Below are 25692 nucleotides of genomic sequence, written 5' to 3'. Positions count from 1 at the left end.
TATATCATTTTTGCGATTCTCTTAAAATCGGATTTTTGTCTCAATGCCAACAATTTTACGTTTTTCTTCATTTGTTGCAGCAAAAAAACTGATTTGACGATTTAATTCGTATTTAGCCTCCCATGTATACAGCTTTCTATCTTGATTGGTCGTATAAGCTACATACAGCTGCGGCATTAAATACTTGCCTAAACGAACATTATAACTTTTTTCAATGTCTTCTTCAGTCGTTTCTTTACGAGTCAGCCAGATATTTCCTAACGCATAGCCTCGTACCATTCGGAACTCATCCAGCCCCAGTAAGTCACGGAGTGAGTCTTCCACATCGCTGACCAGCCGAACTTCCAAGCCGGTGCTGAACAGATCATATACCTGCTCCGTACCAAGAGAACTGTTAACTCGTCCCCCGGAGGCCAATCCGGTATTACGCCCTCGGAGCGTCAGCATTTTGATGATTTCGTCTTGACTCATTGCTGGTTCGGACCGAAGCTGCAGTTCCATATTCTCCGCCGGTCCTGTAATCCCCAAAAGCACAAGATTTTGCTGATAAACAGTTGCAGCTCGCAAATGCAACACAGGCAAGAATGTCCCTCGGCGCCCAAATTCGGCCTTGGCCACGTTCACCTTAAAGGGCGTTCTTAAATATTTCACAGTGCCTCTTGTCGCATGCACTTCGCCTTGCAGATACGGCTCCTTCAGCGTACCTCCGGCATGGACAGCTCCCTCTAGTTCCATGTCATACAATAACGGATTATACAGCCGCGCGCCACGCTCTATTTGAAAGTCCACATCTAAGCCTAAATCCCAGTCCCAAGCAGTATTGCTGTCGACAAGAGGAATGTTAATGCTATTTCCTTTGCCTATTTTGACATTCCCCTTCAACTGAGGCGATCCATGATCCGGAAGCAACTGCAACTTTCCAGATACCGGTCCTTTAAAGTACTCACTGTCGATTTGGGATTTATCCAAATTCAACAGTACTTGATAATCAACAAGGTCACGCCCTTGCAAACGAGCTTGCCCTGATGCTGTAACTGTGCCACTTCCCAATTTACCGCGCAAATCGGCCAGAGACAACGTCGTTCCTTCAAGACTCATTTTAAGATGTGCATCAGCCAAGGGTTCCTTGAGACCTTTTAGTTTTATAACTCCTTTAGGAACTTCCACTTCGCCGTACAATAATGGCTGCGACCAGGTTCCGCCTAAACGAACTTCTCCCTTTATCGGCCCTTCCGCCCAGGCAACTTGTTTCAACATTAACGGCAACATGCCCAAATTGGCTTCGTTCAAATCTAAGCGTAAATCCATAGGACCATCGGCGCCATCGCCGCGCAGCGCCGCCACTGGAACCGTCCCACGAACCCGCGCTCGATACTGTCCGCTGGCTAACGCCGCCTGTTCCACTTCAATCTTCTTCTGATCGATCAAGAGAAGCGCCGTAGCAGAATCAAAGGATACGCCGCCAAGTACCCCCTTGGAAACTCCTATCGACAAGTTCACAAAGGGCTTGTCCGCCGGACCGGATAGCTGCGCGACAAAATCCAAGCTCCCTTTCGCAGGCAGTTTTGGAAAAAACCAAGTAGTCAAAAGCCCTGCATCCAGATTGGTTCCGCCAACCTCCAATTGGTATTCTCCGCGCAAGTCAGCAGTCCCTTGCGCCACCAATTTGCCATTCACGCCTTGTTTGGCCTCGAAACGATGAATCGTGATCAAGCTGCCAATCTGGCTAACATGAATATCTGCTGCTTCCAGCGGATACCCTCTCAGCAATCCGTCTTGCAAACGACCATATAAATCCAAGCTGGGCACGCCAACCTCGCCGCCAATGCGCACAACACCGTCTAAACGACCGTCAACACCGGAATCGGTAACATTTAAAATAGGCAGCAAATGTGCTAGTTGAGCGTGGTTAACTTCCAAAATACCGTCAATCACGCCATTTTCTAAATTCGTGTCTCCCTTAAATGAAATATTCCCTTTTCCCAATTGCGCGGAAAACCGGGGAATATTCACATAAGATCCAATACTCTCCACATGGCTTTGCACATTCTTAACTTTTTGTCCGTTGAGGGTTAACTCCGGTACAGACAGTTCTCCGTAAAAGGTTGGTTCATTTTTCGTCCCGCCAATAGTACCGCTAAAGCTAACTAAGCCGCTCACCGCATAAGGATAATGCACTTGAATTTGCGCCAGCTCCAAATCGTTGGCTTCTACTCGAAATGCTAAATTGCCCTGTGCATCCATAGACCCTTTTGCCCTAAGTCGAGCGCGCAAAATGTTTAGCAGTAACTCATCCAAGTCTATGCTTCCATCTTCATGCAAAGCATATTTTCCGCTTAAGCGTGAAAAGAAATACGGCGCCGCCTCAGGTTCCGTCCGGAAAGACCCATCACGCAAAACAAACTGTCCTCGCACAATAGGCGCCGCAATAGTGCCGCTAAGCTGCATAGTGTTTTCCAATTTCCCCGTTACCAAGGCGGACACACCCGTTATCGGCAACACTTCTTCAAGACGAGCTTCCTTGCTTATCACTTCCAAAGCTAGCCTGCGTTGGCCTCTCCATTCCAAACTTCCTCGCAGTACATGCTCCGCTTGGCCCCGCTGCAACATACCTTGCCGCAATTCCAGCCGGTCGCCGACAATATCAGCTTGTGCAAATACCGAATCATAAGGCATACCAGCCAGTTCGCCGGAGCTAGCTTTCAGTTCCAATACGCCCTGTGGCTGTCTCCAATTGCCAGCAAGCTGCAAGGCTATATCGGCTCGGCCTGAAAACGCCTTCCCTTGCAGAAGCGGTTGCAGTCGTTCCAGCGGCAGTTGACTGCCAAAAAGCTGCAGTTCCCCTTCTTCACCCCGAAGCTTCCCTGCGCCAGCTAGACTGCCGCCCCCGATCTCTCCCTGCAATTGCACATCTTGGCCGCCGTCGCGTTGAACCAGCACCACAGTAAGACTTTCCGCCGCAACACCTTGCCAGCTTCCCTCACGCACTTCCACCGTTCCTTGCAGTACGTTCGGGCGCGCCTGCCACCCTTTCCCTTCCAGGTAACCATCTACGCTGAGCATGCCTTGTACGCCTTGCTCGCCCAGTTCAGGAAGCAGCGAAGCTAACGAATTTAAAGACAAATTTCGTCCCTGGCAAGCCAGTCGATAACGTTGATCCTTCCATTGCAGCCAGCCGCTTCCTTTCAGCAAGCCCCCTGCTACATCCCCTTCAAAAGACGCTACGGTTAGCTGTTCTGCATCTGCTTGCAACTTTGCTTCAGCGCGTTCTATAGAGATTCCGCCAATATCTGCGGTATGCACTGTCACCGTTCCTGCTATCTGAGGCTGATTGAGAGAACCGCTCAGCTGCAAATCAAAACCAGCATCGCCAGCTACTTCTATCGGCAGTTTCGGAATATACGATTTCACGCTTGCCAGATCCACATGATCCGCTTTACTTTGCAATTCAAAAGTTAACTGATCCAGTTTGCCAAATTCCCCTGCAGCTCCTCGCGGTAAATGAAGATAGCCTTGTATCAACGCCGATTGCCCTGCCGCTTTGCCTCGCAAAGCCACATAAGCCTTGTGCTCATTTTCTTTATGCAGAGAAGCCAACGTCACCATGCCGCTTACATCTTCCACGGGCACGCCGGCAATCTCGGCAGATACATGTTCCAGCTGCGCATTCAGATTGACAGCGGGCCGGCCGCTGCCTTCCTGGCGCAGAAAAATACCAACCTGCGAAATACTGCCGGTAAGATTTTTCACCTGAGCTTCCGCAGACAGAAGCGGCGCCAATTGAGAAAGAGCCAGTTGGGGGACCTGGAGGTTTACCAGCCCCTGTCCCTCATCATTCCAGCGTCCTTGCGCCGTCAGCTCCCGTCCGTCAAAGACGGCCTTCAAATCCAATACCGTTTTGGATTCTTCGCCAATATGCACCGAGCCAGCCAAGTTCTCCAAATTCCATGCCCCTCGGGGCAATGAAATATGTATATTCCCTTCTCCCAAGAAGACATCGGCATCCAACCGACTTTTTCCTTCAGGACGTTGGCGCAAAAACTCTTCCCATGGCCATTTCCCTTGTGCGTCTTGTTCAATCAACACGAGAGGCTGTACTACTTTTATCTCTGAAACCGCTTTAATCGGCTCCAACTGCCCCAACGCTCGCAGCGGATTTATCTTGACCTCAATCTTCTGGGCCGTTAATAAAACCGCCCCTCCTTGGGCCGCTCGCAACTCGGCATCCCGCAAGACCACCGAGAATGGAGCTTCCAGGGAAATAGAACCTACCGACAATTCTCCCCCTAATGACGCATTGAGCTGTTGCACGACTTCAGGGCGAGCCTCCTCTAGCCAGGCGGCACTCCACTGGTATATTGCTCCAAAAAAGAGGAGGGTCACCGCAGCTAAAACACTCGCCCCTTTTGCCAAGCGACGTATGTTCACACTCGTCCCCTCCTTTCCAAACATCATCATATTATCCACATCTTCGCCGACATTAGGTATTTCAATTGCCGCCAGACGTAGTCAACATCGTTGCCTTTATTTACGAACCACTGGAATCCCCATGGCTTTTTCCAATTTCGCCTTACTGGTATTATAGTCGTACAAAGCTTGAATATAGTTAGTTTTCGCCTGGGTTAACGCAACCTGTGAATCCATTACATCCAAATTGGTGCCTACGCCTGCGCTATAACGAACTTGGGCAATTTTATAATCCTCTTCGGCTTGTACAACTGCCACCTTCGTCGTATCAATGCGTTTTTCCGCTTCTTGCATATTTAAGTAAGCCTGGCGCACTTCCAAGTGAGCGGCATCGCGCGTCTTACGCAGTTGCTCTTGCGCTTTTTCTACCGACGCCTTAGCCTGACTAATTTTTGCATCCGTCAAGCCGGAATCAAATACATTCCAGTTCGTCGTAAAGTAAACGCGCCAATTGGTATTGTTGTCCCCGGGGAAAGATTCATCGTTAAAATCGTATAAAGAAGACAATGTTACCGTAGGCTTCTTGCCGCTTTGCGCAATTTGCACTCCCTTAACAGTTGAAGTCAAGGAATCTTTAGCCTGCAGTACATCCGGGCGATTCTTTAAAGCATAGTCGATGCAGTCAACCATAGACTGTTCATACTTCTGATAGGTCAGTTCTTCTTTTAACGTTATTTTTGTTTCCAATGGCAAGCCAATTACATTATTCAAAGAGGACACAGCTACCTCATAGGTATTATCCGCTTTAATCAGTGTCTGCTTTGCATTAGCCAGTTCTACTTCAGAACGCAAAACATCAGACTTAGCCACAGTACCGACATTAAACTGGGCCTGCACATTTTTCAAATGCGCTTCCAAACGATCTACCGATTCTTTATCCACTTGAACCATATTGCTGGCTTGCAACACATCATAGTATCCAGTTGTTGCGTCAAGTTTCATCTGCTGCCAAGCCTGTTCCACGCCTACATTCGCAGAATGCACCCCCACCTTCGCTTGATCAATAGATCCTTCCACTTGTCCGCCGGTGTAAAGAGGTAACGATAAGGTAACTGTGTTGTCATACAAGTATTCATTATAACCAGCGCTATAATTGCCGCCCCGGCGGCTATCAAGATGCGTATAGCTCAAGACCGGCATCCGCCCAGCTTTCGCCTGCCGTAACAACCCTTCAGCCTTTTTCTGATCCGCTAAGGCCATTTGTCCTGTTGGATTTGTAGCTAGCGCCTTTTCAATCGCTTCCTGCAGTGTCAAATCGACATCAGCGGCCCAAACCGATTGCCCGCTTAACAAGCCGCTCATAACTATTGCCGCCATAACTTTTTTCCATTTTCTCCTTTTTTGCACCTTGCATCCTCCTTTATATCCCAAGCCGCGTTATAAACCAAATTGTATTTCCTTTATTTTTTACATTTTGACTGACCAGTCAAAATGTAACTTCCTCATTATATGAAGGTTTTTCCGTGCTTGTCAATGCTCTCTCTGGAAGAACCTTCTTTAAAAAGAAGTCCTAACGCCAACATAGGTGCTCTCTCTCGTGTTTTTACCAGCGCTATCGGTCTGCCCAACCAGCCAAGTCTGCGGCGCAATCCGCCATTGACTACGCAGCTTCCAGCGCAAGTCATTAGGATCATAGGCATCCACGGAAACAATCCAGTTTTTACTCAAATGATTGTCGACACCCACTCCCATCTTACTATCCATCAAACCTGCCCGAAAATCAAGCTCGCCATTTCGCCGTCCCATTTGCAAGGTAGTCTTCGTTCCTTCTCCCAAATTGGAAAATCCAAGCAAAGCAAAATCCTTTTCCGAAGTATCTAGGCGAAAATCAATATCGGTGCGATACTTCCGCTGTTCCGGGTTGTAAAAGAAATCGACATCCCCGCCAATCTTCATCGAGTCAAATTTTCCTAGCATCCGATTAGCCTTTTCACTGGCTTCTCTGGCATTACGCAAGGTTGCCTTGATATTACGACTTGTTTCCGGATCACTTGCAATCCCGTCCAGTGAGGTGGCAATACTTTCAATTCTCGCGCTGGCATTTTTCATATTGTGCAGCATTTCTCGTACATCTCTAGCGGTTTCACCGTTATTATCCAGCGTAGCCACCATGGTATCTACGCGGGCAGACAAATTGCGAAGATTTTCCGACATTACCTGTAGGTTTCCAACCATAGTACGAATATCACTTTCATTCTGCACCGCCATCCGAGCAAGCGCAGCAGTAAGCTCTTCCATATTTTGAGCGATTGCCTTTGAACGCAAAAGCGCTTGCTTTAAAGAATCTTTTACCGCCGGATCCCCCACTAAGTCATTAAAATGGGCCAGCAACGTCCTCATTTCCGCCATCGTTTTATCGGCGGAAGCCATAACCGAATCAATCCCCTGGGCCTCAGCGCCCACTACCACTTCACCAGGGCGTAAATTGTGCTCGCTGGGCTGATTCGGCGGCAAAATGGTTATGTATTTTTCCCCCAGAAGCCCTTCCGACGCAATGGTAAACACGGATCCCCTGGGAATGCGCACATGATCAAAAATACGCAAATTGACAGTAACGCCGGTGGCTGTCATTTCTACTGACTGCACGCGTCCTACATCTACGCCGGCATACCGAACAATAGCTCCGTCCTTAAGACCCCCAACCTGGCTGAATACGGCTTGAATCGGATAGCCTTTCGTCGTCAGACTGAAGCCGCCCAAGTACATAATCATCAAGGCCAGCAATACCGCGGCCGCTATCGTAGCAGCCCCTACTTTCACTTCCGTGTTATTCGTACTTGCCTTCACTCAACATCCTCCTCATGGCGGCCGTCCCTGGCCGTTTCATTCCATGAATAAACTGATATACCACAGGATCTGTCGTTTCCTGTATACGCTCTTTCGTATCAATAGCAATAACTTTTCCTTCATGCAACATGGCAATTCGATCTGCAATCCTCATAGCGCTGTTCATGTAGTGGGTAACAACCACCGACGTTACCCCCGTCATACGCCGCGCCCCTAAAATGAGCCGATCTATCTTTTCCGTCATCACGGGGTCCAGGCCTGCTGCCGGTTCATCATACAAAACGACTTCCGGATTATTGGCAATAGCCCTAGCCAAGCTAACCCGTTTCTTCATGCCCCCCGACAGTTGACCTGGCAGCAGATCCTCCCGCCCAACCAAGCCTACCATGCGCAGCTTGCGGCTGACGATCTTGGCAATTTCCTCTTCTCCCATATCCGTATGCTGGCGCAACCCAAAAGCTACATTATCCCCAACGGTCATCGAGTCAAATAGAGCTGAATACTGAAAGACCATCCCCATACGCAAACGAACCTGATTCATAGCCTCTTCGTCCAGTTGCGTTACATCTTCTCCTAATACAAAAATACGACCGCTCGTCGGCTTAGCCAAGCCAATAATCAAACGCAGCAGCGTGCTTTTGCCGGACCCGCTAGGGCCGATAATGACAAAAATCTCACCTTTATGAATTTCTAAGTTAACATCGCGCAAAATATGTCGCCCATCCCACTGGACATTGACATCTTCCATGCGAATTATAGGTTCTCCTACGCCCACAGGCCACCTCGTTTCAGCGATACAAAAGCAGTGAAAGAAAATAATTGCTCACAAAGATTAAGATAATCGAATTGACAACCGAACCGGTCGTCGCCTTGCCGACTCCTTCGGCGCCAGCTTTTGCATGCAACCCCTTATAGCATCCCATCAAAGAGATAATCACGCCAAAAAAAGCTGCTTTCACCAAACCGCCGGTAACATCATTTACCACTGCAAAAACTTTGATAGAATTCAAAAACGTCTGTGAACCAATGCCCGCATAGAAAGTAGCGACTAAATAACCGCCAATCGTTCCAATCAAATCTGCAAATACCACAAGCATCGGCAGCATGACAACCATCGCCAATAGCCGGGGCACGACCAAGTAAGCCACTGGATTTGTCGCCATCACTCGTAAAGCGTCAATTTGCTCGGTTACCTTCATAGAGCCGATTTCCGCCGTAATGGCCGCGCCAACACGACCAGCTACCACTACGCCGGTCAAAACCGGTGAAAGTTCGCGTCCCATCGCAATGGCAATGACGCCCCCAACCGACGATTGCGCTCCATACTTAATAAACTCACTAGCCGTCTGAACCGTCATAACCATGCCCGTAAACAGCATCGTCAACATGACAATCGGCAAAGAGTTCACTCCCAAATGCGCCATTTGCTGCAGCGTATGTCGTAAGCTAGGTCGCTGCTTTACCAGTTGTCCAAACGCATCCAGCGCCAATAGGCTAAAACGGCCGCAACGCGCGGACGCGCTTAACACGGACCGACCAACCGCCCCAAAAAATTCTTCGACCATGCGCAGCCTCCTTTTTGCCTACTTGCCAATTTTTTATAATTCCATATAGAAGGCGCACTTCCCTGCCAACACGGTGAATTTTTTAGGGAAGAGAAAAGGAAAATACGAAAATCTCCCCATTTCATGCTCCCCGCTTCTACTCAAGACTTTTGTTCTATTCTCGGCGTTCCGTTCCGGACCATACAAAAGGCTCCTAGCGCAAGCCAGCTATCTGCTGATCACACTAGGAGCCTCTGATATTATTTTTTAACTTGCAACGTCACCATAGTATCGCCGTCAATAATATAGTCTGTCATGGTTTTAGACTTGCCTTTGTCGTCTTTCTTCTCTTTCCCTCCGAGCAAGCCTGGTTTTCCTTGGGATTTATTGTCTTTTTTCTCCACGATCGGTTCTTCTGCTTTGGCTGCCTTGTTTTGCGGTTTCTTCGCCTGCATGGATCCGGGCCCCTGTTTAGACATGTCTTCTTCCAACGGAGCGGGTTCCACAACAATATCGTTATTTCGATCGCTTTCCGTAAAACGTTTCACTTCTTCTTCCAAAGTGCGAGTGCGCTTTTTCTGCAGGAGTTCCAGCAACAGGTTCCCTTGTCCCTCCATAAGCTTCGCGATCGGAATGGAACCGCCTCCACGCACCAACAACGACAAATTTCCTTCCGGCTGCGTTTTAGGAACTTCATAATTGACGGTACGAACAATATTTTCGCCTCGATACGGTTTTAACGTAATTTGAATCTGCGCTTTTTCTCCGGGCTTTACCGTAGGCTGTACAGCTTTAGCCTGCATAATCACCGCTGTTTTTCGTTCTTCTTCCACTTCAATTTGCACGTTTACATCAAATAAAGTCAATGCTTGAAATGAGTTTCCAGCCAATAAATTCAACCCTTCAAAGAGCTCTCCCATGGCGGTTTCACCAATATTAGCCGGACTATAAAACATGTTCTCGCGCACCACTACGTCTCCTGGAACCCCAGGCGCAGAAATTTCAAATTTCACTTTAGCCGTACCCGCTCCTTGACGGTCCAAGGTTTTATCCACTACATTGTACACGGCAGCCGTAGTCAAAAGCGGTGTCAGCTTTTCATCCTGCACGACTTGCAAGCCAGCATCCTGCTGCCGTTGCAAATCTTTATCCAATACATGGACGCGTACAGGTACAATATTGGGATACGCCCCTACCTCACCCGCAATGCCAGCGCCTCTGTCTTGAGCAATTTTCCCAACCATCGGACCGGCGGATCCCAGTTTAAAACCGCTTTCTAAGCTAGGAACAGTAGTAAAAATGTAAGCTTGACTTAAAAAATAGCTGCTGCCGCCACGGCGCAAAAAAGGATGGCCAAAAGCAAGTATTTTTCCATCTTCTACATAAGTCACCGTACCAATAGCGCCAACGCTAACATCGCCGCGCACCAGTTCCGCAGCTAAAGCGCTGCCAGGCTGCAAAGAGCCATAGGCGGCATTTTCAGGCGAAGCGCCGACAGCAAAAGGAACCAAGTTCAAAGGCTTCACCTTTTCACCCAGCCATTTAAGCGCCTGCGGCGTAAAGCCAGCTACCATCAACGGCGTATCCAGAGGACGTAAGGAGCCGCTCATCGCCAAGGCTTGCTCTTCACCCGCTTTGCCCGTTTCTCCAGACAATTTGTTCTTTTTTTCTTCAGTAGTCGCCTGATTCACTTGGGGAGTCGGCTTCGAATCCCACAATTTCAACATGTCCCCAATGGGAGTCAGCATGCCAACCCGATGATCCGTCAAGGACCATCCATAAGCAATAGCGCCAACCAGCTTACCGTCAATATAGACTGGACTGCCGCTCATCCCTTGCACAATGCCCCCGGTGCGATCAATGACATCGCCATAAGTACGTACTAAAATCAGATCTCCAGACGGCCCCTTGTCTTTCAGTACGCCGATAACTTCTACGCCGAATTCTTCAATATCCGTCCCAGCCACTACTGTTTTAGCAATGCCTTGCATACCTGGACGCACATCGCCTACAGGCATAATATCTGCGGCCAGCGCCAATGCGGAAAAGCTCCAGAAGAAAAAGGCGGCCGCCAGGGCCGCTCCCATTTTTTTAAAGGTAATCACCATAATTGAGTCCTCTCACTCTCTTTATTTACCTGCGTTCAACTCGCACAACCACTTTGCCGGCCTGAATCGTATCGCCAGGTCGCACCAATACCTCCCTGACAACCCCGTTCACAGCGGCCCTTACAGCAGGCTGCGCACCTGCCACTGTCTCAACACGTACCAGAACATCTCCCTCGCGAACATCCTGTCCTGCGCTGGCTAAATCCTGTCCTGAAACGCGCCCCGACAATACGGCCTTATGATCTACCACACCTGCTGCAAAAACAGTCCCTACCGCCAATAACAGCACTAATGCCAACGTTGTCCAGCAAAGCCACTTTCTGTTGTTTTTTATCATACTTCACGCACCTCCTTGTGCCTTAAAAACCGTTTACGGTTACCTTATCTGTATTATACCTTATTTCCGCTTATCTGCAAATGTTCCTATAAAACATTCACTTTCTAGGAAAAATGGCCAATGCCGCCCCTACAGAGCGTTCCCGACCATCCGACGGCCGATTTATCACTTCATTTCCTACTACCATTTCGCTGGAACCGCCGCCATCTAAATTCATAGCATCCTCCGCTCCCAGTTCCTGCATCAAGATTGCCATCTCAGTTAATGTCATACCAATACTTTTCTGCTGCCTGCCGTCAACTACCACCAAGAGTACCTTGCCCTGTTTAGTCCGGCCAATGGCTGTCCGAGGCGCTCTGCCGGCCGCCACGTCATCTCCAAATTTCTCTAATTTGGTTGTAACATACACTTGACCGCCTTGAACAAGCGTCGGTCCAGCTCCTAACACATCATCCGCCCGATCCCACAGATTGCCTAAACTCTGCTTTAACTCCACTGCGTCTCCAACTTTCAAGCCGCCAAAAGCTGCCATGGCCTTGCCATGAGCTGACAAAACGACACCGCCCTCAGGAATTGGCGTATTGCCTTTATCTTTATTGATTTTTACAATTTTCCCTTTGACAAGCACATATTCGGCTCCAAAATCATTGGTTCCTGTTGAATCGCCGTTAAAATGATTATATAAAATTAAGCTATCTTCCGTTCGCTCTTGATTAATGCCGCTAACCGCCACCAGCATGCCATTAGGCAGCTTCACCGTACCGACGTAATCGTCCGGTTTACCGATTCGCACCATGCCATCATTATAAAGGCCTACCGCCGTCCTCGGTATGTAAGAAAGGCTGACCATTTCTTGATTCATTTTCATCAAACCAATAATTTCCCCATCCGGTTCAAAATATCCGCCATTCACGGCGGCCAATGCCCCGGTTCGTGCCGTCATAGAAGAAACCGTTTCCAGCCCAGGAATTTGGTCTTGTGATAAAACAGCTTGCAGCTTAGCCTTCTTAGTATCCATCTCTAACATATAAATACTCACCGGCCCTCTAGCTGTCGCCCGCTGCCAAAAGCGATAGATTACTCCGTCCTGCAACGTTTGCTCAAGTTTTGTATCTTTGGCTTTACGAATATCAATAACCAAACGATCCGGCCCCTGCAACGAAAATACCTTCTCGACAGTGGCCGTATTCAACGGCAGCCTTAATTCAACCTTGCCAGCCAAAGCCGTCAGTTTCAAATCCCCCACAACATCATCTTTAAAATCTACGTTGTTGGGCGCATTCGCCCCCAAGCGACCTGGAAACGAGACAATCAGCAAGTTATTGGCTTCGTCTACCTTCCAATCCGCCGTCATGGGACGATCTGCATCTACAACGACTCGCAACAAATCCGCTCCCGAACTATAGCGAACTCCGCTCACAACAGGCGCTGGCTGCGCCGCTCCAGCCCAAACCGCCGCTGTCGCCACCCATAATCCCAGCCACAGCATAAGAAAAATTCGAGCTATCTGTTTCATGATAATCCTCCCCAAACAACGAAAAAGTGGCAGCCAGCCTCCCCTAACGGGATGGCTGGCTGTTTGCTTTCACACTGGCGCTATTAGTCATGCTTAATTGCCTATACATCATATCTGCTAAGCCAATGCCCCCCGCCTGGGACATGTTCTTGCTCAATTCCTGATCCAACATGGATTGCATAATCTCTTCTCCATGAGAATCTTCGCCAGTCAAACCGGTTTTGGGCACGCTCGAACGCATCGTTGTCAGCAGCATATTCAAAAACACAGATTCCATTTCCTGACACACGCGTTTCAGCTTCGCCTCGTCGCCTGACTGTCCTTTGAGTTTTGCCGCGCTTTCCGCTTGCCGCAGTTGATCGGCAAATACCGCATCTCCAGCCACAGCCGCCGTCGTCTGCGCATTAGCGCCCAGGCCCGCTTGAACGCCGCTCTGTCCAATTGGTTCTATCCGCATTTGACCAGCCTCCTAGTTAGAAAAGTAACAGACTTCAAAGACAAGTTCCGTAACCCTCCGTCCAATTTCTCTCCTATGCCGAGGCTTTCTGACAAAGCCTGACAGAAAAAGATCTGTTTCTGTGTGAGATGTAAATAAATCAGTGGTTCCTTTAGATGATCTGTAAGTCTGCGTGCAACGCCCCGGATGCTTTCATAGCTTGCAAGATCGAAATTACATCCCGCGGAGTCGCCCCTACGGAATTCAAGGCATTCACCACATCTCCCACGCTAGAGGCTGCAGGCAACAGCAGCATATTGCGATTTTCCTCTTTTACATCCACAGTTGTATTGGGTACCACTACAGTACTGCCGCCGGAAAACGGCGGAGGTTGAGATACGCCAGCGCTCTTGGTAATTTTTATACTCAAGCCGCCCTGCGCTACTGCAACTTCGTCAACGGTGATATTAGATCCCATAACAACCGTTCCGGTGCGCTCATTAATAACGACCTTAGCTATCGCATCCGGCACAATGGGCAGTTCCTCCACCGAAGCAATAAAACTAACCAAATCTTTGTCATAATATGGCGGGACTTGAATCTGAATGGTACCAGCATCCCTCGCTCGGCTTATAGAACCAAACCGTCCATCTAAAGCCTCTACAATTCGGCTTGCCGTTGTAAAATCAGGTTGAGCCAAGGAAAGAGTCAACGTACCATTCCCACCTAAATTGAAGGCAACTTCTTTTTCAACAATCGCTCCATTGGGCGTCATGCCGACAGTAGGAAAGTTCTTTTGCTGGCTGGCGCCGCCGCCGCCAGCTACAAAACCGCCTGTAGAAACAGGTCCCTGCGCAGCCGCATAGACCTGCCCGTTAGCCGCTTTCAAAGGTGTTTGCAAAAGCACTCCGCCTTGCAGACTTTTTGCATCCCCCATCGATGAGATGGTCGCGTCAATTGTATCACCAGGCTTAGCAAATGCCGGCAATGTAGCCGTTACCATAACTGCCGCCACGTTTTTCGGTTTCATTTGTGTTGTAGAAGGCATAACGCCAAAACCCATCAACATATTCTTTATGGATTGGATCGTCTGGCTGATTTTATCCGAATCACCAGTCCCAGCCAAACCAACAACCAAGCCGTAGCCTACCAATTGATTATTGCGCACGCCTTGGATTTTAGCCACATCTTTAATTCGTGTCGCTGCGCTGCCGCCCCAAGCCGCCTCGCTCATGGATGGCGCCAAGGAACACAAAAAACAAAAGCAAAGCAGCAGAGCCGTTAATCGTCTCATCAACGTTCCCCCTATATCGAACTCAAAACAGGAAATCAAATATGGAACTCAAAATACCCTGTTTCTGCTTTTGCGCAAGCGGCCCTTTGCCATTCACAAATATTTGCGCATCCGCCATGGCTGAGGAAGCAACCGTATTGCTTGTCGTAATATCATCTGGACGAATAGTCCCTACCAAGCTAATGATCTGTTCGTCATTGTTTTGCTTGATTGATTGCGTCCCTTTGATGACCAAATTGCCATTCGGCTGCACTGCGGTCACCGTTGCCGTCATTCTGGCCGTGACAACATTCTTATTCGTAATACTGCCATTTGCCGAAAAGCTATCTTTCATGTCATAGCTATGCGCCGTAATCCAGCTCAAAAAACTGCCACTTCCAGCACTAGCCGAACCACTGCTCTTCTTGCCGTTCGAGTTGGAATCAGAACGAGTGGCGCTAAAATTTTCGCTGATAACAATCGTCAAAATGTCCCCTACCGCCTGCGCTCGCCGATCGGCAAACATGGAACGGTCATTCCATAATGAATCCGCATGAACCGCGGGAATCAGCCAGCAAGACAATAGCACTACTACCATTGCCGGCAACCATTTTTTGGTGTTCCGCATTGCCTTACCTCCTGGATGCAGTTACTTCCACTGTAGCCTCATCAATTACTTTCGCTGTAACGATTCGCTTCGACAACAAGTTTTTCACACGTATGCGCTGCCCAATACTCCCATCTTGCAACGCTTCTCCAGCAACACTGATAAGCATTTCACCCTGCCGAACCTGAAGGGTTACAGCCGCTCCTCGCCGCATGATAATGGGCTGCAACAACATCGACTCCATAAGTATGTCCCCGCTCCGCAGCGGCCTTTGCAACTGCTGCCCAATGGCTTTTGCCGGATCTACTAAAAAACCGTCCGGCAAGCGCCCCGTTTCCAGGCGCAACCGCTTCAAGTCACTCGACTGCAACAAGGTTTTCCCCGGCAACATACGCGATGCCACAACCACTTCTTGATACTGCCGCACATCCAAGCGCAAAATTGTTTGACCTACTTTTTGCGTATCTTGCATGGCTACTACCCGCGCCACGGTCGGCGCATTGTAACGCAGCCCATAGAGCAAATCCACCTGCAGTTTGATTTCGCCATCTGGAACTTCCAATCGTTCCGGCAACGAAACCACACGCACCTGCAAGCGTTCATCTCCCGGTTGTACATCTGCCTGGCGATATACTTCCCCCACTGCTGCGCTTGCAACTTCGCTCGCATCAATTATGCGAGCTTCTGCTACGGAACAAAAAGGCAGGAGAAAAAAAGCCCCTGCCAACATCCAATTTAGTAGGCGTTTCATAGCCCTATTACCTAGCGTTTCAACCCAGCGGCCACTTCCAGCATAGAGTCGGCAGTGGTCACGGCTTTAGAATTCATTTCATAAGCGCGCTGCGCCACAATCATATTCACCATTTCATCTACAACCTGAACGTTGGACATTTCAATAAAATTTGTAACAATCGTGCCGGAATTATTATCTCCCGGATTGCCGACTACCGGCGCTCCAGAAGCGACCGTCTCGGTATACAAATTCTTGCCTATACTCTTCAAACCTGCATTATTGATAAAGCGAGCAATCGTAATTTGTCCGATTTCCTGCGGTGTTGTTTGGCCAGCAGGCGTAATCGTTACAATTCCGTCACGAGATACGCCAAAGTCAGTAGAGCCTTCCGGTACTTGAATCGCCGGTTCCAGCAGGTAGCCTTCGGAAGTAACCACATTGCCATTGCCGTCTAGCTTAAACGCGCCATTACGTGTATACGCCAACGTTCCATCCGGCATGGTAATCTGGAAAAATCCGTCTCCTTCTATAACCATGTCCATTGGATTGCTTGTCGACTGAAAGTTCCCTTGAAAAAAATCACGAGCCGTTGCCGTCAAACGCACACCATGACCGAGTTGCACGCCTGTTGGCAGCATATTGTTATTACCGCTGCTTGTCATGCCAGGCTGACGCTCTGTTTGATACATTAAATCTTCAAACTCCGCCCGCTGTTTTTTAAAGCCGGTAGTATTCACGTTTGCCAAGTTATTAGAGATTACATCCAAATTACTCTGTTGGGCCCGCATGCCCGTACCTGCCGTCCAAAGTGCCCGCATCATACGCGTTTACCCCCTTCTTTACGCCCGGCCAATTTCATTGACCGCTTTATCCAGCAATGAGTCCTCTGATTGCACTGCTTTGGAATCAATTTCATAAGCGCGGTACGCTGTAATCAAATTCACCATTTCCTGCACCGCATTAACATTAGACATTTCCAAATATCCCTGCCGAAGCGCTGGCGTTGCCATGGGCTGCGGGCGATCTCCTCCTGGAGCGGTAAACAAGTTTTGTCCCTCTTTCGCCAAGCGCTTAGCATCAGCAAAAGAAACCACCTGCAACCGTCCTGCTTCTGTAGGAACACCGCCAGCTTCCGTAGGATTCAGCTCTACTATGCCATCACTGGTAATATTAATACGGCTAGCTCCGCCGGGGCCTTCGATAGTGATTGGCTGTCCGTCTGTTCCTAATACTGCATACCCTTGCATTGTCACCAGTTGATTGTTCGGTCCAATTGCAAAAGCTCCCGCCCTGGTATATCGCTGTCCTTGGGGAGTTTGCACAACGAAAAAGCCGTCCCCCTCAATGGCTACATCCAACGAGCCTTGCGTACTACGCGTCGCTCCTTGGCTATGGTCGGTCACAATCTGATCGACTGCCGCCCCAGCGCCGACCGAACCGATTTGTGGCGTCTCCATGCCATCGTTAATGCGCCACAATAGCATTTTTTCAAAGTCTTTATTGACGGCAATCTCTTTCTTAAATCCCATCGTACTGACATTGGCCAGGTTATTCGCTGTAACATCGGTACGCAGACCTTCCGCAATCATGCCGGATGCTGCTGCATAGATCCCTCGAATCATACCGTCTCTCCTTTAATCATGAAACTTTACGTCTTCATATATATCGTGAAAACTTTTTCTTTTCATCAGGGAGAATAGTGGCTTCTTCGGCAGACCATTAGTCCCAACTTAGCTCATCGTTCCTGCAAAACGCTGTTTTTATTTAACGTCAGCAGACTTTCTTCTAAGCTTTCCAAAGACTCTAATGCTTTCCCCGTCCCCAAAGCCACGCAGGACAGCGGATCTTCCGCCAAATAAGTAGGAATGCCGGTTTCTTCCTGGATTAAACGATCCAAGCCGTGCAACAGCGAACCGCCGCCAGTCATGACAATCCCACGATCCATAATATCCGACGCCAATTCGGGAGGCGTATTCTCCAGCACCGATTTAACGCACTGCACAATCAGCGACACCGGTTCCGCCAGCGCCTCTCTCGTTTCTTCCGAAGTAATCCGAACGGTTTTCGGCAAACCAGATAACAAATCCCGGCCGCGGACTTCCATGGTCTCATTGCGGCTATTCGGAAATGCCGTGCCAATCTGCACTTTCATTTCTTCGGCCGTGCGCTCGCCGATCATAATTTTGTATTCTTTTTTCACAAAACTCACCAACGATTCGTCAAAACGGTCTCCGCCAATACGCAAAGACTCGCTTACGACAATCCCGCCCAAGCTCAAAACGGCAACATCAGTAGTACCGCCGCCAATATCCACCACCATAGCTCCGCAAGGTTCGGCGATATCGAGTCCTGCGCCAAGAGCGGCCGCTAAAGGTTCTTCAATAAGGTAGGTCTTTCGCGCCCCCGCCTGCATAGCGGCTTCTAAAACAGCACGCTTTTCCACAGTTGTCACGCCTGACGGAATGCAGACCATGATGCGAGGTTTAAAGAAAAGGCTCTTCCCTGCCACTTTACGAATAAAATGACGCAGCATGCTCTCCGTCGTGTCATAGTCGGCAATAACGCCTTCCCGCAAGGGACGGATGGCAACAATATTCCCGGGCGTACGTCCCAGCATGCGGCGCGCCTCTTCACCAATCGCCAAAACCCGATTACTGTCCTTATCAATAGCGACTACGGATGGCTCCCGCAGTACAATTCCTTTTCCTTTTACATATACCAGCACATTGGCCGTTCCCAAATCAACACCGATATCGGTAGACATTCCAAAAAACATAGATATACTCCTTTCAATAGGCACACACTAAAATAAATTTGTTCCACAAAATTTGAAAAAATCCTGCTTTTCTTGTAAGAAAAACAAGAGAAAAGACTCCTAGGTAACGAGGACCATTAACAGATGCGTTCCATCCCGGCACTGAAAAAGACCCAATGACGGAACAAGAGTAACAAAGTGATCAGGGGGTTCTAGAAACTTTCCGACTCTACTCCCCTCTGGTCACTCGGTTACTCTGTTTTTAAGCTTTCAACTCACGAAGGAACACGATCAATTTGCGCTCCCAAGCTGCGCAGCTTGCCTACCAAATCTTCGTAGCCGCGGTCAATGTGGTGCAAATAGCCGACTTCCGTCTGTCCATCCGCCACTAAGCCAGCCAGCACTAAAGCCGCACCAGCACGCAAATCAGTCGCCTTAACCGGGCAGCCAGTCAAACAGGGGGTCCCTTCGACAATGGCGCTTCGCCCTTCGATTTTAATATTAGCGCCCATGCGCTTCAGCTCATCTACATGCATAAAGCGGTTTTCAAATACAGTCTCCGTAATTACGCCAGTACCTTCCGCCACTGTCATTAAAGCCATAAACTGCGCCTGCATATCTGTCGGAAAGCCAGGGTAGGGCAGCGTTTTAACGTCTACAGCCTTTACGCGGCCAGTACTAAAGACGCGAATGCCATTCACGTCTTCTTCAATGCCAACACCGGCTTCTTTCAGTTTCGCTACCACTGGTTTCAAATGCTCCGTTAACGCGCCTTCTACATACACGTCGCCGCCGGTCATAGCAGCCGCCACCATATAGGTTCCCGCTTCAATACGATCCGGAATTACCGTATAGGTACAGCCCTTCAATGCCGGAACGCCTTCGATTTTAATCACATTCGTTCCGGCGCCTCGAATCTTAGCCCCCATCATGTTCAAGTAGTTGGCCAAGTCGATAATTTCCGGCTCATGAGCCGGATTCTCTAAAATAGTCTGCCCCTCTGCCATACAAGCAGCCATTAGAATGTTTTCCGTCGCGCCTACGCTGGGAAAATCCAAATAAATTCTAGCGCCTTTCAAACCATGGGGAGCCGTGGCTTCTACATACCCGTGTCCAATTTCCACTTGCGCCCCAAGAGCTTCAAAACCCTTTAAATGCAAATCAATCGGCCGCGTGCCAATGGCGCAGCCGCCAGGCAGCGAAATGCGAGATTTTCCCAAACGAGCTAAAAGGGGTCCCATAATTAAAAAAGACGCCCGCATTTTGCGCACCAACTCATACGGCGCATCATGATTTCCTATGATTGTGCTGTCTACTGCCAGCCGTCCTTCCGCATCACGATGCGCAGGAACGCCCAACCGTTCCAACACCAAAGCAAACGTCCGCACATCCTCTAGGTTCGGCACTTCTTCAATAACACTCGGTGTTTGTCCCAAAAGAGTAGCTGCAATCAAAGGCAGGACTGCATTTTTTGCTCCGCTTACCTTTACAGTACCTCGCAAGGGATTACCACCGCGAATGACCAGTTTCTCCATTTTTTCCTCCAGCCGGAATGCCTGCGCATTCTTTCTTTTCATGGTAGTGCGATCTATTTCTGACTATCCTATAGTTTATCATCCTCCTTTCCTCCTTCGCAAGAGGCTCAGCGCATCTGTCAGAAAAAAATTGGTTTTCAAATGAAGATAAGGCCAAAAGGCGGAGAAACCGAGGATACATCATAGGGTTCCGAGATATAGGTTGCAACCAAGAAAGAACCGTTACACAAGCATAAAGAGACTGCGGCCAATTAAACCGCAGTCTCTTTTTAATACGTATAAAAGTGTGAGTTATAATTTGTGCTGGGCTACGCGAATACGCATAATGGCCCGTTTCAAAGCCAGTTCAGCACGTACATGATCAATGTCTGCTCCTGTTTCCCGGATCCGGCAGACAGCCCGTTCTTTAGCCGCCTCCGCCCGTGCCAAATCAATTTCTTCCGGAAGCTCGGCACACTGGGCCAACAGCGTAATGCGTTCCGGCAGCACCTCAATAATACCGCCGCAAACAGCAAGGGAAAACTCCCCGCTTTCACGCATGATACGCACAGGCCAGATTTCCAAGCCCGCCAAAAGCGGGGCATGGCCGGGAAGCACACCAATGTCGCCGCCAGTCGTTCTGGCAATGACCATTTGCACGTCTTCCTGGAAGACCAGACGTTCGGGGCTGACCACTTCCAGGCGGATGGTTTTCGCCATGGAGTTACTCCCCTTTCATTTTCTTGGCTTTTTCCACCACTTCTTCAATGGTGCCTACCATGTAGAAAGCTCCTTCCGGCAGTTCGTCGTGCTTGCCGCTGAGGATCTCTTTGAAGCCGCGAATGGTTTCCTTGAGCGGAACATATTTCCCAGGAGTACCTGTGAAGGTTTCCGCCACAAAGAAAGGCTGACTGAGGAAACGCTGAATCTTCCGGGCTCTGGAAACGATGGTTTTGTCATCTTCCGACAATTCTTCCATACCCAAAATCGCAATAATATCTTGGAGCTCTTTATAGCGCTGCAGAATCTCCTGCACGCCCCGCGCTACTTGATAATGCTCTTCGCCAATAATGTTAGGGTCCACAATCCGCGAGGTCGAATCCAAAGGATCGACCGCCGGATAGATGCCCAGCTCGGAAATTTGCCGCGACAATACAGTAGTCGCATCCAAATGAGCAAAGGTCGCCGCCGGCGCCGGATCGGTCAAATCATCCGCAGGTACATATACCGCTTGGACCGAGGTAATCGAACCTTTTTTCGTCGAGGTAATCCGCTCCTGCAAGGCGCCAACATCATTCGCCAGCGTAGGCTGGTAACCAACAGCTGACGGCATGCGGCCCAAAAGGGCCGATACTTCCGAACCTGCCTGGATAAAGCGGAAGATATTATCAACAAAAAGCAGCACATTCTGGCCGCCCACGTCGCGGAAATACTCCGCCATGGTCAAGCCGGTCAAACCGACGCGCATACGCGCTCCCGGCGGCTCGTTCATCTGACCGTAAACCAGCGCCGTTTTTTCAATAACCCCAGACTCGCGCATTTCCATCCAAAGGTCGTTGCCTTCACGCGTCCGCTCGCCCACGCCGGCAAAAACGGAATAACCGCCGTGCTCGGTTGCGATATTACGAATCAATTCCATGATCAACACGGTCTTGCCTACGCCAGCGCCGCCGAACAAGCCGATTTTGCCGCCGCGAGAATAAGGAGCGATCAGGTCGACTACCTTAATCCCGGTTTCCAAAATCTGCGTAGAGGTTTCCTGTTCTTCAAATTTAGGGGCCGGCCGATGAATAGGCCAATGATCCGCCGCCTTGACAGCTTCCGGATTATTGTCTACAGTTTCGCCTAATACGTTGAATACGCGGCCCAAGGTACCCTCGCCTACAGGTACGCTGATAGGGCTACCCGTATCAGTAGCCTGCATGCCTCTTGTGAGACCGTCTGTAGACGACATAGCAACACAACGAACCAGATTATCCCCTAAATGCTGCATGACTTCTACGGTCAAATGAATGGTAACGTCGCCGCTTTTGCCGTCAATATGAATGGCGTTAAAAATGCTTGGCAACTGTCCCGGCGGAAATTCAATATCTACCACCGGGCCAATGACTTGAATAACATTTCCTGTATTCACGGGGTCCATTCCCCTCCTTTTACATTGTGCTATTTCAGAGCTTCCGCCCCGCCCACAATTTCACTGATCTCGCGGGTAATCGTAGCCTGACGCACCTTGTTATAGTTAAGCACAAGCTTATGAATCAGTTCTTCCGCATTATCGGTCGCCGATCCCATCGCCGTCATTCTGGATCCCAGTTCACTGGCGGCAGCCTGCATCAGGCCGCCGTAAATAACCGTTTCCAGATAACGAGGTAACAGTACCGTCAGTACGGATTCCGCCGAAGGCTCAAAAATAAAATCCCGCGTCGTCTCTTCCGTTGCCGCTGGCGCCTGCGCCGGCAGCAGCTTCAAATGCGTCGGTTGTTGATTGATCGGCGAATGAAAATACGTATACACTAAATACACTTCATCATAAAGTTCGGCGGTAAAATCTGCCGAAACCTCAGCTGCAATACGAGCCGCATGCTCATACGTGGGACGCTCGGAAAAGCCGAGATATTCCCGTTCAATCTGGTAGTTTCTGCGAGAAAAGTATTCTTTAGCCTTGCGGCCTACGGCTATTATGGAAATTTCTTCTTTGGCCTTGCCTTCCATAGCCGCCAGCGCTTCTTTCATCAAATTTGACGAATAAGCGCCAGCCAAACCTTTATCGGCGCTAAGAATAAGATAGGCCGTTTTTTTAATTTCCCGTTTAGCCAGTAGCGGATGCGTCACGTCCAGCCGGCTGTTCGCTACCGTTGCAAGCACTTCTTGAATCTTTTCCGTAAAGGGCTGACTGGCGTACGCCCGTTCCTGGGCTTTGCGCAACCGCGCGGCCGCCACCATCTTCATGGCTTTGGTGATTTGTTCAATACTCCGTACGCTTTTTATTCTGCGCCGAATATCTTGTGCACTAGCCATACCCTACTCACCTCGCCCCGGGATCAAACGTGTCCTTGAAATCCTTGATGGCTTTCTGCAATGCCGCCTCGGTATCCTTGTCCAGCATTTTCTTTTCGACGATGGCTTTCCCTACTTCCGCATAGTTCGTACGCATAAACTTGAGGAAGTCTTCTTCAAAGGCAGTCACATGTTCAACCGCCACATCATCTACATAGCCGTTGATAACGACGTAGATAGCCATAACCTGTTCTTCTACCGGCACTGGCCGATATTGAGGCTGTTTTAGCACTTCCATGGTTCGCTGCCCTCGGTCCAGAACCGCCTTGGTCGCTTTATCCAAGTCCGAGCCGAACTGAGCAAACGCCGCCAGTTCACGATACTGAGCCAGCTCCAAGCGCAACCGGCCGGCTACCTGCTTCATCGCCTTGATCTGTGCCGAACCGCCTACGCGCGACACAGAAAGGCCCGGGTTAATGGCAGGACGCACACCAGAATAAAACAACTCGCTCTCCAAGAAAATCTGACCGTCCGTAATGGAGATAACGTTTGTCGGAATATAGGCGGACAAATCTCCGGCCAGCGTTTCGATAATCGGCAGAGCCGTAATAGAACCGCCTCCCAATTCGTCCGAAACCTTTGCAGCCCGCTCCAAAAGGCGAGAATGCAAGTAAAAAACGTCGCCAGGGTACGCTTCACGACCTGGCGGACGCCGCAGCAGCAAGGACATAGCACGATACGCCTGCGCTTGTTTTGACAAATCGTCATACACGCAAAGCACATGGCCGCCTTTTTCCATGAAGTATTCACCCATGGCTACACCGGAGTACGGGGCCAAATATTGCAGCGGCGCACTATCCGAAGCGGAAGCCGCAACAACAATGGTATACTCCATAGCGCCATTTTCTTCTAATGTACGCACTACGCGAGCCACGGTAGAAGCTTTTTGTCCAATGGCCACATAAATACAAATAACGCCCTGGCCTTTTTGGTTCAGAATGGTGTCAACAGCAATAGCTGTTTTTCCAGTACCGCGGTCGCCGATGATCAGCTCGCGCTGTCCGCGGCCAATGGGCACCATGGCGTCAATCGCCTTAATGCCGGTTTGCAGCGGCTCTTTTACAGACTGTCTGTCTGCAATCCCAGGGGCCCGACGTTCTACAGGACGAAACTCAGTTGCCTGAATCTCTCCTTTACCGTCAATGGCATGGCCCAGAGCGTTCACAACGCGTCCCAGCATGCATTCGCCAACAGGCACTTCCATGATTCGGCCTGTACGACGTACGGTGTCGCCTTCCTTGATGGAACCTTCACCGCCCAGCAGTACGGCGCCCACATTGTCTTCTTCTAGGTTAAGTACCATTCCCTGCACATCGTGAGGAAATTCCAGCAATTCCCCGGCCATAGCCTGATTGAGGCCATGAATACGGGCGATACCGTCGCCAACTTCAATAACGCTGCCGACGTCATCCACATTAAGGTCCACTTGATACTTTTCAATTTGTTGTTTAATTATTGATGTTATTTCTTCGGGTCTCATTTTCATAACCGTTCGCTCACCCCACTCTTCATCGCGTCCTGAATGGCCAGGTTGCGCTTCAGACGTTCCAATTGCCCTTTGACGCTGCCGTCAATGCGTTTGCCGCCAATATATACCATCAAACCGCCAATCAGTGATGCATCTTGGCGCTGACGAAGCAGCACCGTTTTACCCGTCAATTGGCCCAAACGCGCAGCCAAGGCTTCTTTTTGCTTTTCCTGCAACGGAACCGCCGTCACAACGTCCGCTTCTACCATATTCTGCGCCGCATGCGCCAACAGGCGAAATTCAGCGGCAATAGCTGGCAACAAAGATTCTCTCCGCTTGTCAATCAACAAAGAGATAAACTTATGCACTAGCTCGCTTACTTCACCGAACACCTGTTGTAACGTCTCTTTTTTGATTGCCCCGTCTACACGCGGGTGAAAAAGAAATACGGAAAGCTCTTTTTGCGCCTGCACGCTAGTGGCCACACTTTCCAATTCTTGCAACGTTTCCGTCAGGCAGTTTTGTTCCTGCGCCAATTCATACAGCGCCTGCGCATATTTTTGCGCTAGCCTTGCATTCAGCATGGCAAACCACCTGTTTTTTCACGATCCAATTTTCCGATGAAATCGTCTACCAATTGGGCATGAGCTGCTTCATCCAACTGCTGCGAAAGAATCTTACCCGCCGCAGCCACCGACAACGCAACTACTTCGCTGCGCAAATCTTGCAGCGCCTTTTCCCGCTCCCGAGCCAATTCTTCCTGGGTCGCTTTCAAAAGACGCGCATGCTCTTCCTTAGCCGCACGCAGCAGTTCTTCTTTGTTTTGCTCAGCTAAACGGTTGGCTTTCTCTACAATCTGCTGGGCCTGATTTCTAGCTGCAGCCAGCTCTTTCAAGTATTCTTCTTTCAGCTTAGCTGCTTCCTGACGTTCTTGCTCAGCTGCTTCCAAGCTGCCTGCAATGCGCTGCTCCCGTTCCGCCAACATGGACATAAGCGGTTTATAAGCAAATTTCGTCAACAAAGCCACTAACAAAAGAAAGTTGAAAATCTGTATTAGCAGCGTCGCGTTCAAATCAATCAATCCCGGCAC

At 49.5% G+C, this 25692-nt stretch carries 22 protein-coding genes; all 22 read right to left on the bottom strand.

The features are described from left to right. Positions 1 to 21: 21 nt before the first annotated feature. The 22 genes from C508_RS0107315 to atpF all read right to left on the bottom strand — a co-directional run bounded on the left by C508_RS0107315 (position 22) and on the right by atpF (position 25692). A complete protein-coding gene (locus C508_RS0107315; protein WP_018702894.1) occupies positions 22 to 4428 on the bottom strand; it encodes a translocation/assembly module TamB domain-containing protein in 4407 nt (1468 codons plus the stop codon). A gap of 96 nt (positions 4429 to 4524) precedes the next feature. Then, a complete protein-coding gene (locus C508_RS0107310) occupies positions 4525 to 5814 on the bottom strand; it encodes a TolC family protein (protein ID WP_018702893.1) in 1290 nt (429 codons plus the stop codon). A 150-nt stretch (positions 5815 to 5964) separates the two neighbouring features. Further along, a complete protein-coding gene (locus tag C508_RS0107305) occupies positions 5965 to 7254 on the bottom strand; it encodes an MlaD family protein (protein WP_018702892.1) in 1290 nt (429 codons plus the stop codon). Next, positions 7235 to 8011 carry an ABC transporter ATP-binding protein gene (locus C508_RS18065; RefSeq protein WP_051086800.1) on the bottom strand — a complete coding sequence of 259 codons (777 nt, stop codon included), beginning with the start codon at positions 8009 to 8011 and terminating at the stop codon, positions 7235 to 7237. The genes C508_RS0107305 and C508_RS18065 overlap by 20 nt, the downstream gene beginning before the upstream one ends. Before the next feature lie 31 nt (positions 8012 to 8042). Beyond that, entirely contained in the window at positions 8043 to 8819 is a 777-nt protein-coding gene (locus tag C508_RS0107295) for an MlaE family ABC transporter permease (RefSeq protein WP_018702890.1), read from the bottom strand. Between the two features lie 239 nt (positions 8820 to 9058). Beyond that, complete coding sequence (locus C508_RS0107290; RefSeq protein ID WP_018702889.1) at positions 9059 to 10906, bottom strand: SpoIVB peptidase S55 domain-containing protein; 1848 nt, start codon at positions 10904 to 10906, stop codon at positions 9059 to 9061. A gap of 25 nt (positions 10907 to 10931) precedes the next feature. Continuing rightward, on the bottom strand, positions 10932 to 11243 hold the full coding sequence (locus C508_RS0107285) for a biotin/lipoyl-containing protein (RefSeq protein WP_018702888.1): 312 nt from the start codon (positions 11241 to 11243) through the stop codon (positions 10932 to 10934). Positions 11244 to 11340: 97 nt separating this feature from the next. After that, a complete protein-coding gene (locus C508_RS0107280; RefSeq protein WP_018702887.1) occupies positions 11341 to 12759 on the bottom strand; it encodes a phosphodiester glycosidase family protein in 1419 nt (472 codons plus the stop codon). Between the two features lie 43 nt (positions 12760 to 12802). Next, positions 12803 to 13216, bottom strand: coding sequence for a rod-binding protein (locus C508_RS0107275; RefSeq protein WP_018702886.1), 414 nt, complete (start codon positions 13214 to 13216; stop codon positions 12803 to 12805). Positions 13217 to 13367: 151 nt separating this feature from the next. Then, a complete protein-coding gene (locus C508_RS0107270; RefSeq protein WP_018702885.1) occupies positions 13368 to 14489 on the bottom strand; it encodes a flagellar basal body P-ring protein FlgI in 1122 nt (373 codons plus the stop codon). Between the two features lie 22 nt (positions 14490 to 14511). After that, a complete protein-coding gene (locus C508_RS0107265; RefSeq protein ID WP_018702884.1) occupies positions 14512 to 15096 on the bottom strand; it encodes a flagellar basal body L-ring protein FlgH in 585 nt (194 codons plus the stop codon). A 4-nt stretch (positions 15097 to 15100) separates the two neighbouring features. Next, positions 15101 to 15826, bottom strand: a complete 726-nt coding sequence (gene flgA, locus C508_RS0107260; RefSeq protein WP_018702883.1) for a flagellar basal body P-ring formation chaperone FlgA — start codon at positions 15824 to 15826, stop codon at positions 15101 to 15103. Between the two features lie 11 nt (positions 15827 to 15837). Further along, positions 15838 to 16629, bottom strand: coding sequence for a flagellar basal-body rod protein FlgG (flgG, locus tag C508_RS0107255; protein WP_018702882.1), 792 nt, complete (start codon positions 16627 to 16629; stop codon positions 15838 to 15840). An 18-nt stretch (positions 16630 to 16647) separates the two neighbouring features. Next, the gene (gene flgF, locus C508_RS0107250) at positions 16648 to 17430 is read right to left on the bottom strand and encodes a flagellar basal-body rod protein FlgF (protein ID WP_018702881.1); all 783 of its coding nucleotides are present in this window, start codon (positions 17428 to 17430) and stop codon (positions 16648 to 16650) included. A 113-nt stretch (positions 17431 to 17543) separates the two neighbouring features. After that, on the bottom strand, positions 17544 to 18584 hold the full coding sequence (mreB, locus tag C508_RS0107245; protein ID WP_018702880.1) for a rod shape-determining protein: 1041 nt from the start codon (positions 18582 to 18584) through the stop codon (positions 17544 to 17546). A gap of 254 nt (positions 18585 to 18838) precedes the next feature. Continuing rightward, positions 18839 to 20098, bottom strand: coding sequence for a UDP-N-acetylglucosamine 1-carboxyvinyltransferase (gene murA, locus C508_RS0107240; RefSeq protein WP_018702879.1), 1260 nt, complete (start codon positions 20096 to 20098; stop codon positions 18839 to 18841). A gap of 291 nt (positions 20099 to 20389) precedes the next feature. Then, the gene (locus C508_RS0107235; protein ID WP_018702878.1) at positions 20390 to 20797 is read right to left on the bottom strand and encodes a F0F1 ATP synthase subunit epsilon; all 408 of its coding nucleotides are present in this window, start codon (positions 20795 to 20797) and stop codon (positions 20390 to 20392) included. Positions 20798 to 20801: 4 nt separating this feature from the next. After that, on the bottom strand, positions 20802 to 22220 hold the full coding sequence (gene atpD, locus C508_RS0107230; RefSeq protein WP_018702877.1) for a F0F1 ATP synthase subunit beta: 1419 nt from the start codon (positions 22218 to 22220) through the stop codon (positions 20802 to 20804). A gap of 20 nt (positions 22221 to 22240) precedes the next feature. Continuing rightward, positions 22241 to 23095 (bottom strand): ATP synthase F1 subunit gamma, encoded by an 855-nt coding sequence (gene atpG, locus C508_RS0107225; RefSeq protein WP_018702876.1) that lies wholly within the window; start codon positions 23093 to 23095, stop codon positions 22241 to 22243. 7 nt (positions 23096 to 23102) lie between these two features. Further along, a complete protein-coding gene (gene atpA, locus C508_RS0107220; protein WP_018702875.1) occupies positions 23103 to 24620 on the bottom strand; it encodes a F0F1 ATP synthase subunit alpha in 1518 nt (505 codons plus the stop codon). After that, positions 24617 to 25186, bottom strand: a complete 570-nt coding sequence (locus C508_RS0107215) for a F0F1 ATP synthase subunit delta (protein ID WP_018702874.1) — start codon at positions 25184 to 25186, stop codon at positions 24617 to 24619. The genes atpA and C508_RS0107215 overlap by 4 nt, the downstream gene beginning before the upstream one ends. After that, positions 25180 to 25692 (bottom strand): F0F1 ATP synthase subunit B, encoded by a 513-nt coding sequence (gene atpF, locus C508_RS0107210; protein WP_245257878.1) that lies wholly within the window; start codon positions 25690 to 25692, stop codon positions 25180 to 25182. The genes C508_RS0107215 and atpF overlap by 7 nt, the downstream gene beginning before the upstream one ends.

Source organism: Anaeromusa acidaminophila DSM 3853 (assembly GCF_000374545.1).
Taxonomy (GTDB): domain Bacteria; phylum Bacillota; class Negativicutes; order Anaeromusales; family Anaeromusaceae; genus Anaeromusa; species Anaeromusa acidaminophila.
The sequence above is the reverse complement of the archived record's forward strand: the minus strand, read 5'-3'. Positions and strand labels throughout refer to the sequence as shown.

Excerpts from the sequence above, each read along its gene's own strand:
- atpD (WP_018702877.1), bottom strand. The coding sequence starts at position 22,220 with ATGGACCCCGTGAATACAGGAAATGTTATTCAAGTCATTGGCCCGGTG.
- C508_RS0107265 (WP_018702884.1), bottom strand. The coding sequence starts at position 15,096 with ATGCGGAACACCAAAAAATGGTTGCCGGCAATGGTAGTAGTGCTATTG.
- C508_RS0107280 (WP_018702887.1), bottom strand. The coding sequence starts at position 12,759 with ATGAAACAGATAGCTCGAATTTTTCTTATGCTGTGGCTGGGATTATGG.
- atpG (WP_018702876.1), bottom strand. The coding sequence starts at position 23,095 with ATGGCTAGTGCACAAGATATTCGGCGCAGAATAAAAAGCGTACGGAGT.
- C508_RS0107275 (WP_018702886.1), bottom strand. The coding sequence starts at position 13,216 with ATGCGGATAGAACCAATTGGACAGAGCGGCGTTCAAGCGGGCCTGGGC.
- flgA (WP_018702883.1), bottom strand. The coding sequence starts at position 15,826 with ATGAAACGCCTACTAAATTGGATGTTGGCAGGGGCTTTTTTTCTCCTG.
- flgF (WP_018702881.1), bottom strand. The coding sequence starts at position 17,430 with ATGATTCGAGGGATCTATGCAGCAGCATCCGGCATGATTGCGGAAGGT.
- C508_RS0107235 (WP_018702878.1), bottom strand. The coding sequence starts at position 20,797 with ATGGCGAAAACCATCCGCCTGGAAGTGGTCAGCCCCGAACGTCTGGTC.
- C508_RS0107295 (WP_018702890.1), bottom strand. The coding sequence starts at position 8,819 with ATGGTCGAAGAATTTTTTGGGGCGGTTGGTCGGTCCGTGTTAAGCGCG.
- atpA (WP_018702875.1), bottom strand. The coding sequence starts at position 24,620 with ATGAAAATGAGACCCGAAGAAATAACATCAATAATTAAACAACAAATT.
- flgG (WP_018702882.1), bottom strand. The coding sequence starts at position 16,629 with ATGATGCGGGCACTTTGGACGGCAGGTACGGGCATGCGGGCCCAACAG.
- mreB (WP_018702880.1), bottom strand. The coding sequence starts at position 18,584 with ATGTTTTTTGGAATGTCTACCGATATCGGTGTTGATTTGGGAACGGCC.
- C508_RS0107290 (WP_018702889.1), bottom strand. The coding sequence starts at position 10,906 with ATGGTGATTACCTTTAAAAAAATGGGAGCGGCCCTGGCGGCCGCCTTT.
- C508_RS0107270 (WP_018702885.1), bottom strand. The coding sequence starts at position 14,489 with ATGAGACGATTAACGGCTCTGCTGCTTTGCTTTTGTTTTTTGTGTTCC.
- murA (WP_018702879.1), bottom strand. The coding sequence starts at position 20,098 with ATGGAGAAACTGGTCATTCGCGGTGGTAATCCCTTGCGAGGTACTGTA.
- C508_RS0107215 (WP_018702874.1), bottom strand. The coding sequence starts at position 25,186 with ATGCTGAATGCAAGGCTAGCGCAAAAATATGCGCAGGCGCTGTATGAA.
- C508_RS0107285 (WP_018702888.1), bottom strand. The coding sequence starts at position 11,243 with ATGATAAAAAACAACAGAAAGTGGCTTTGCTGGACAACGTTGGCATTA.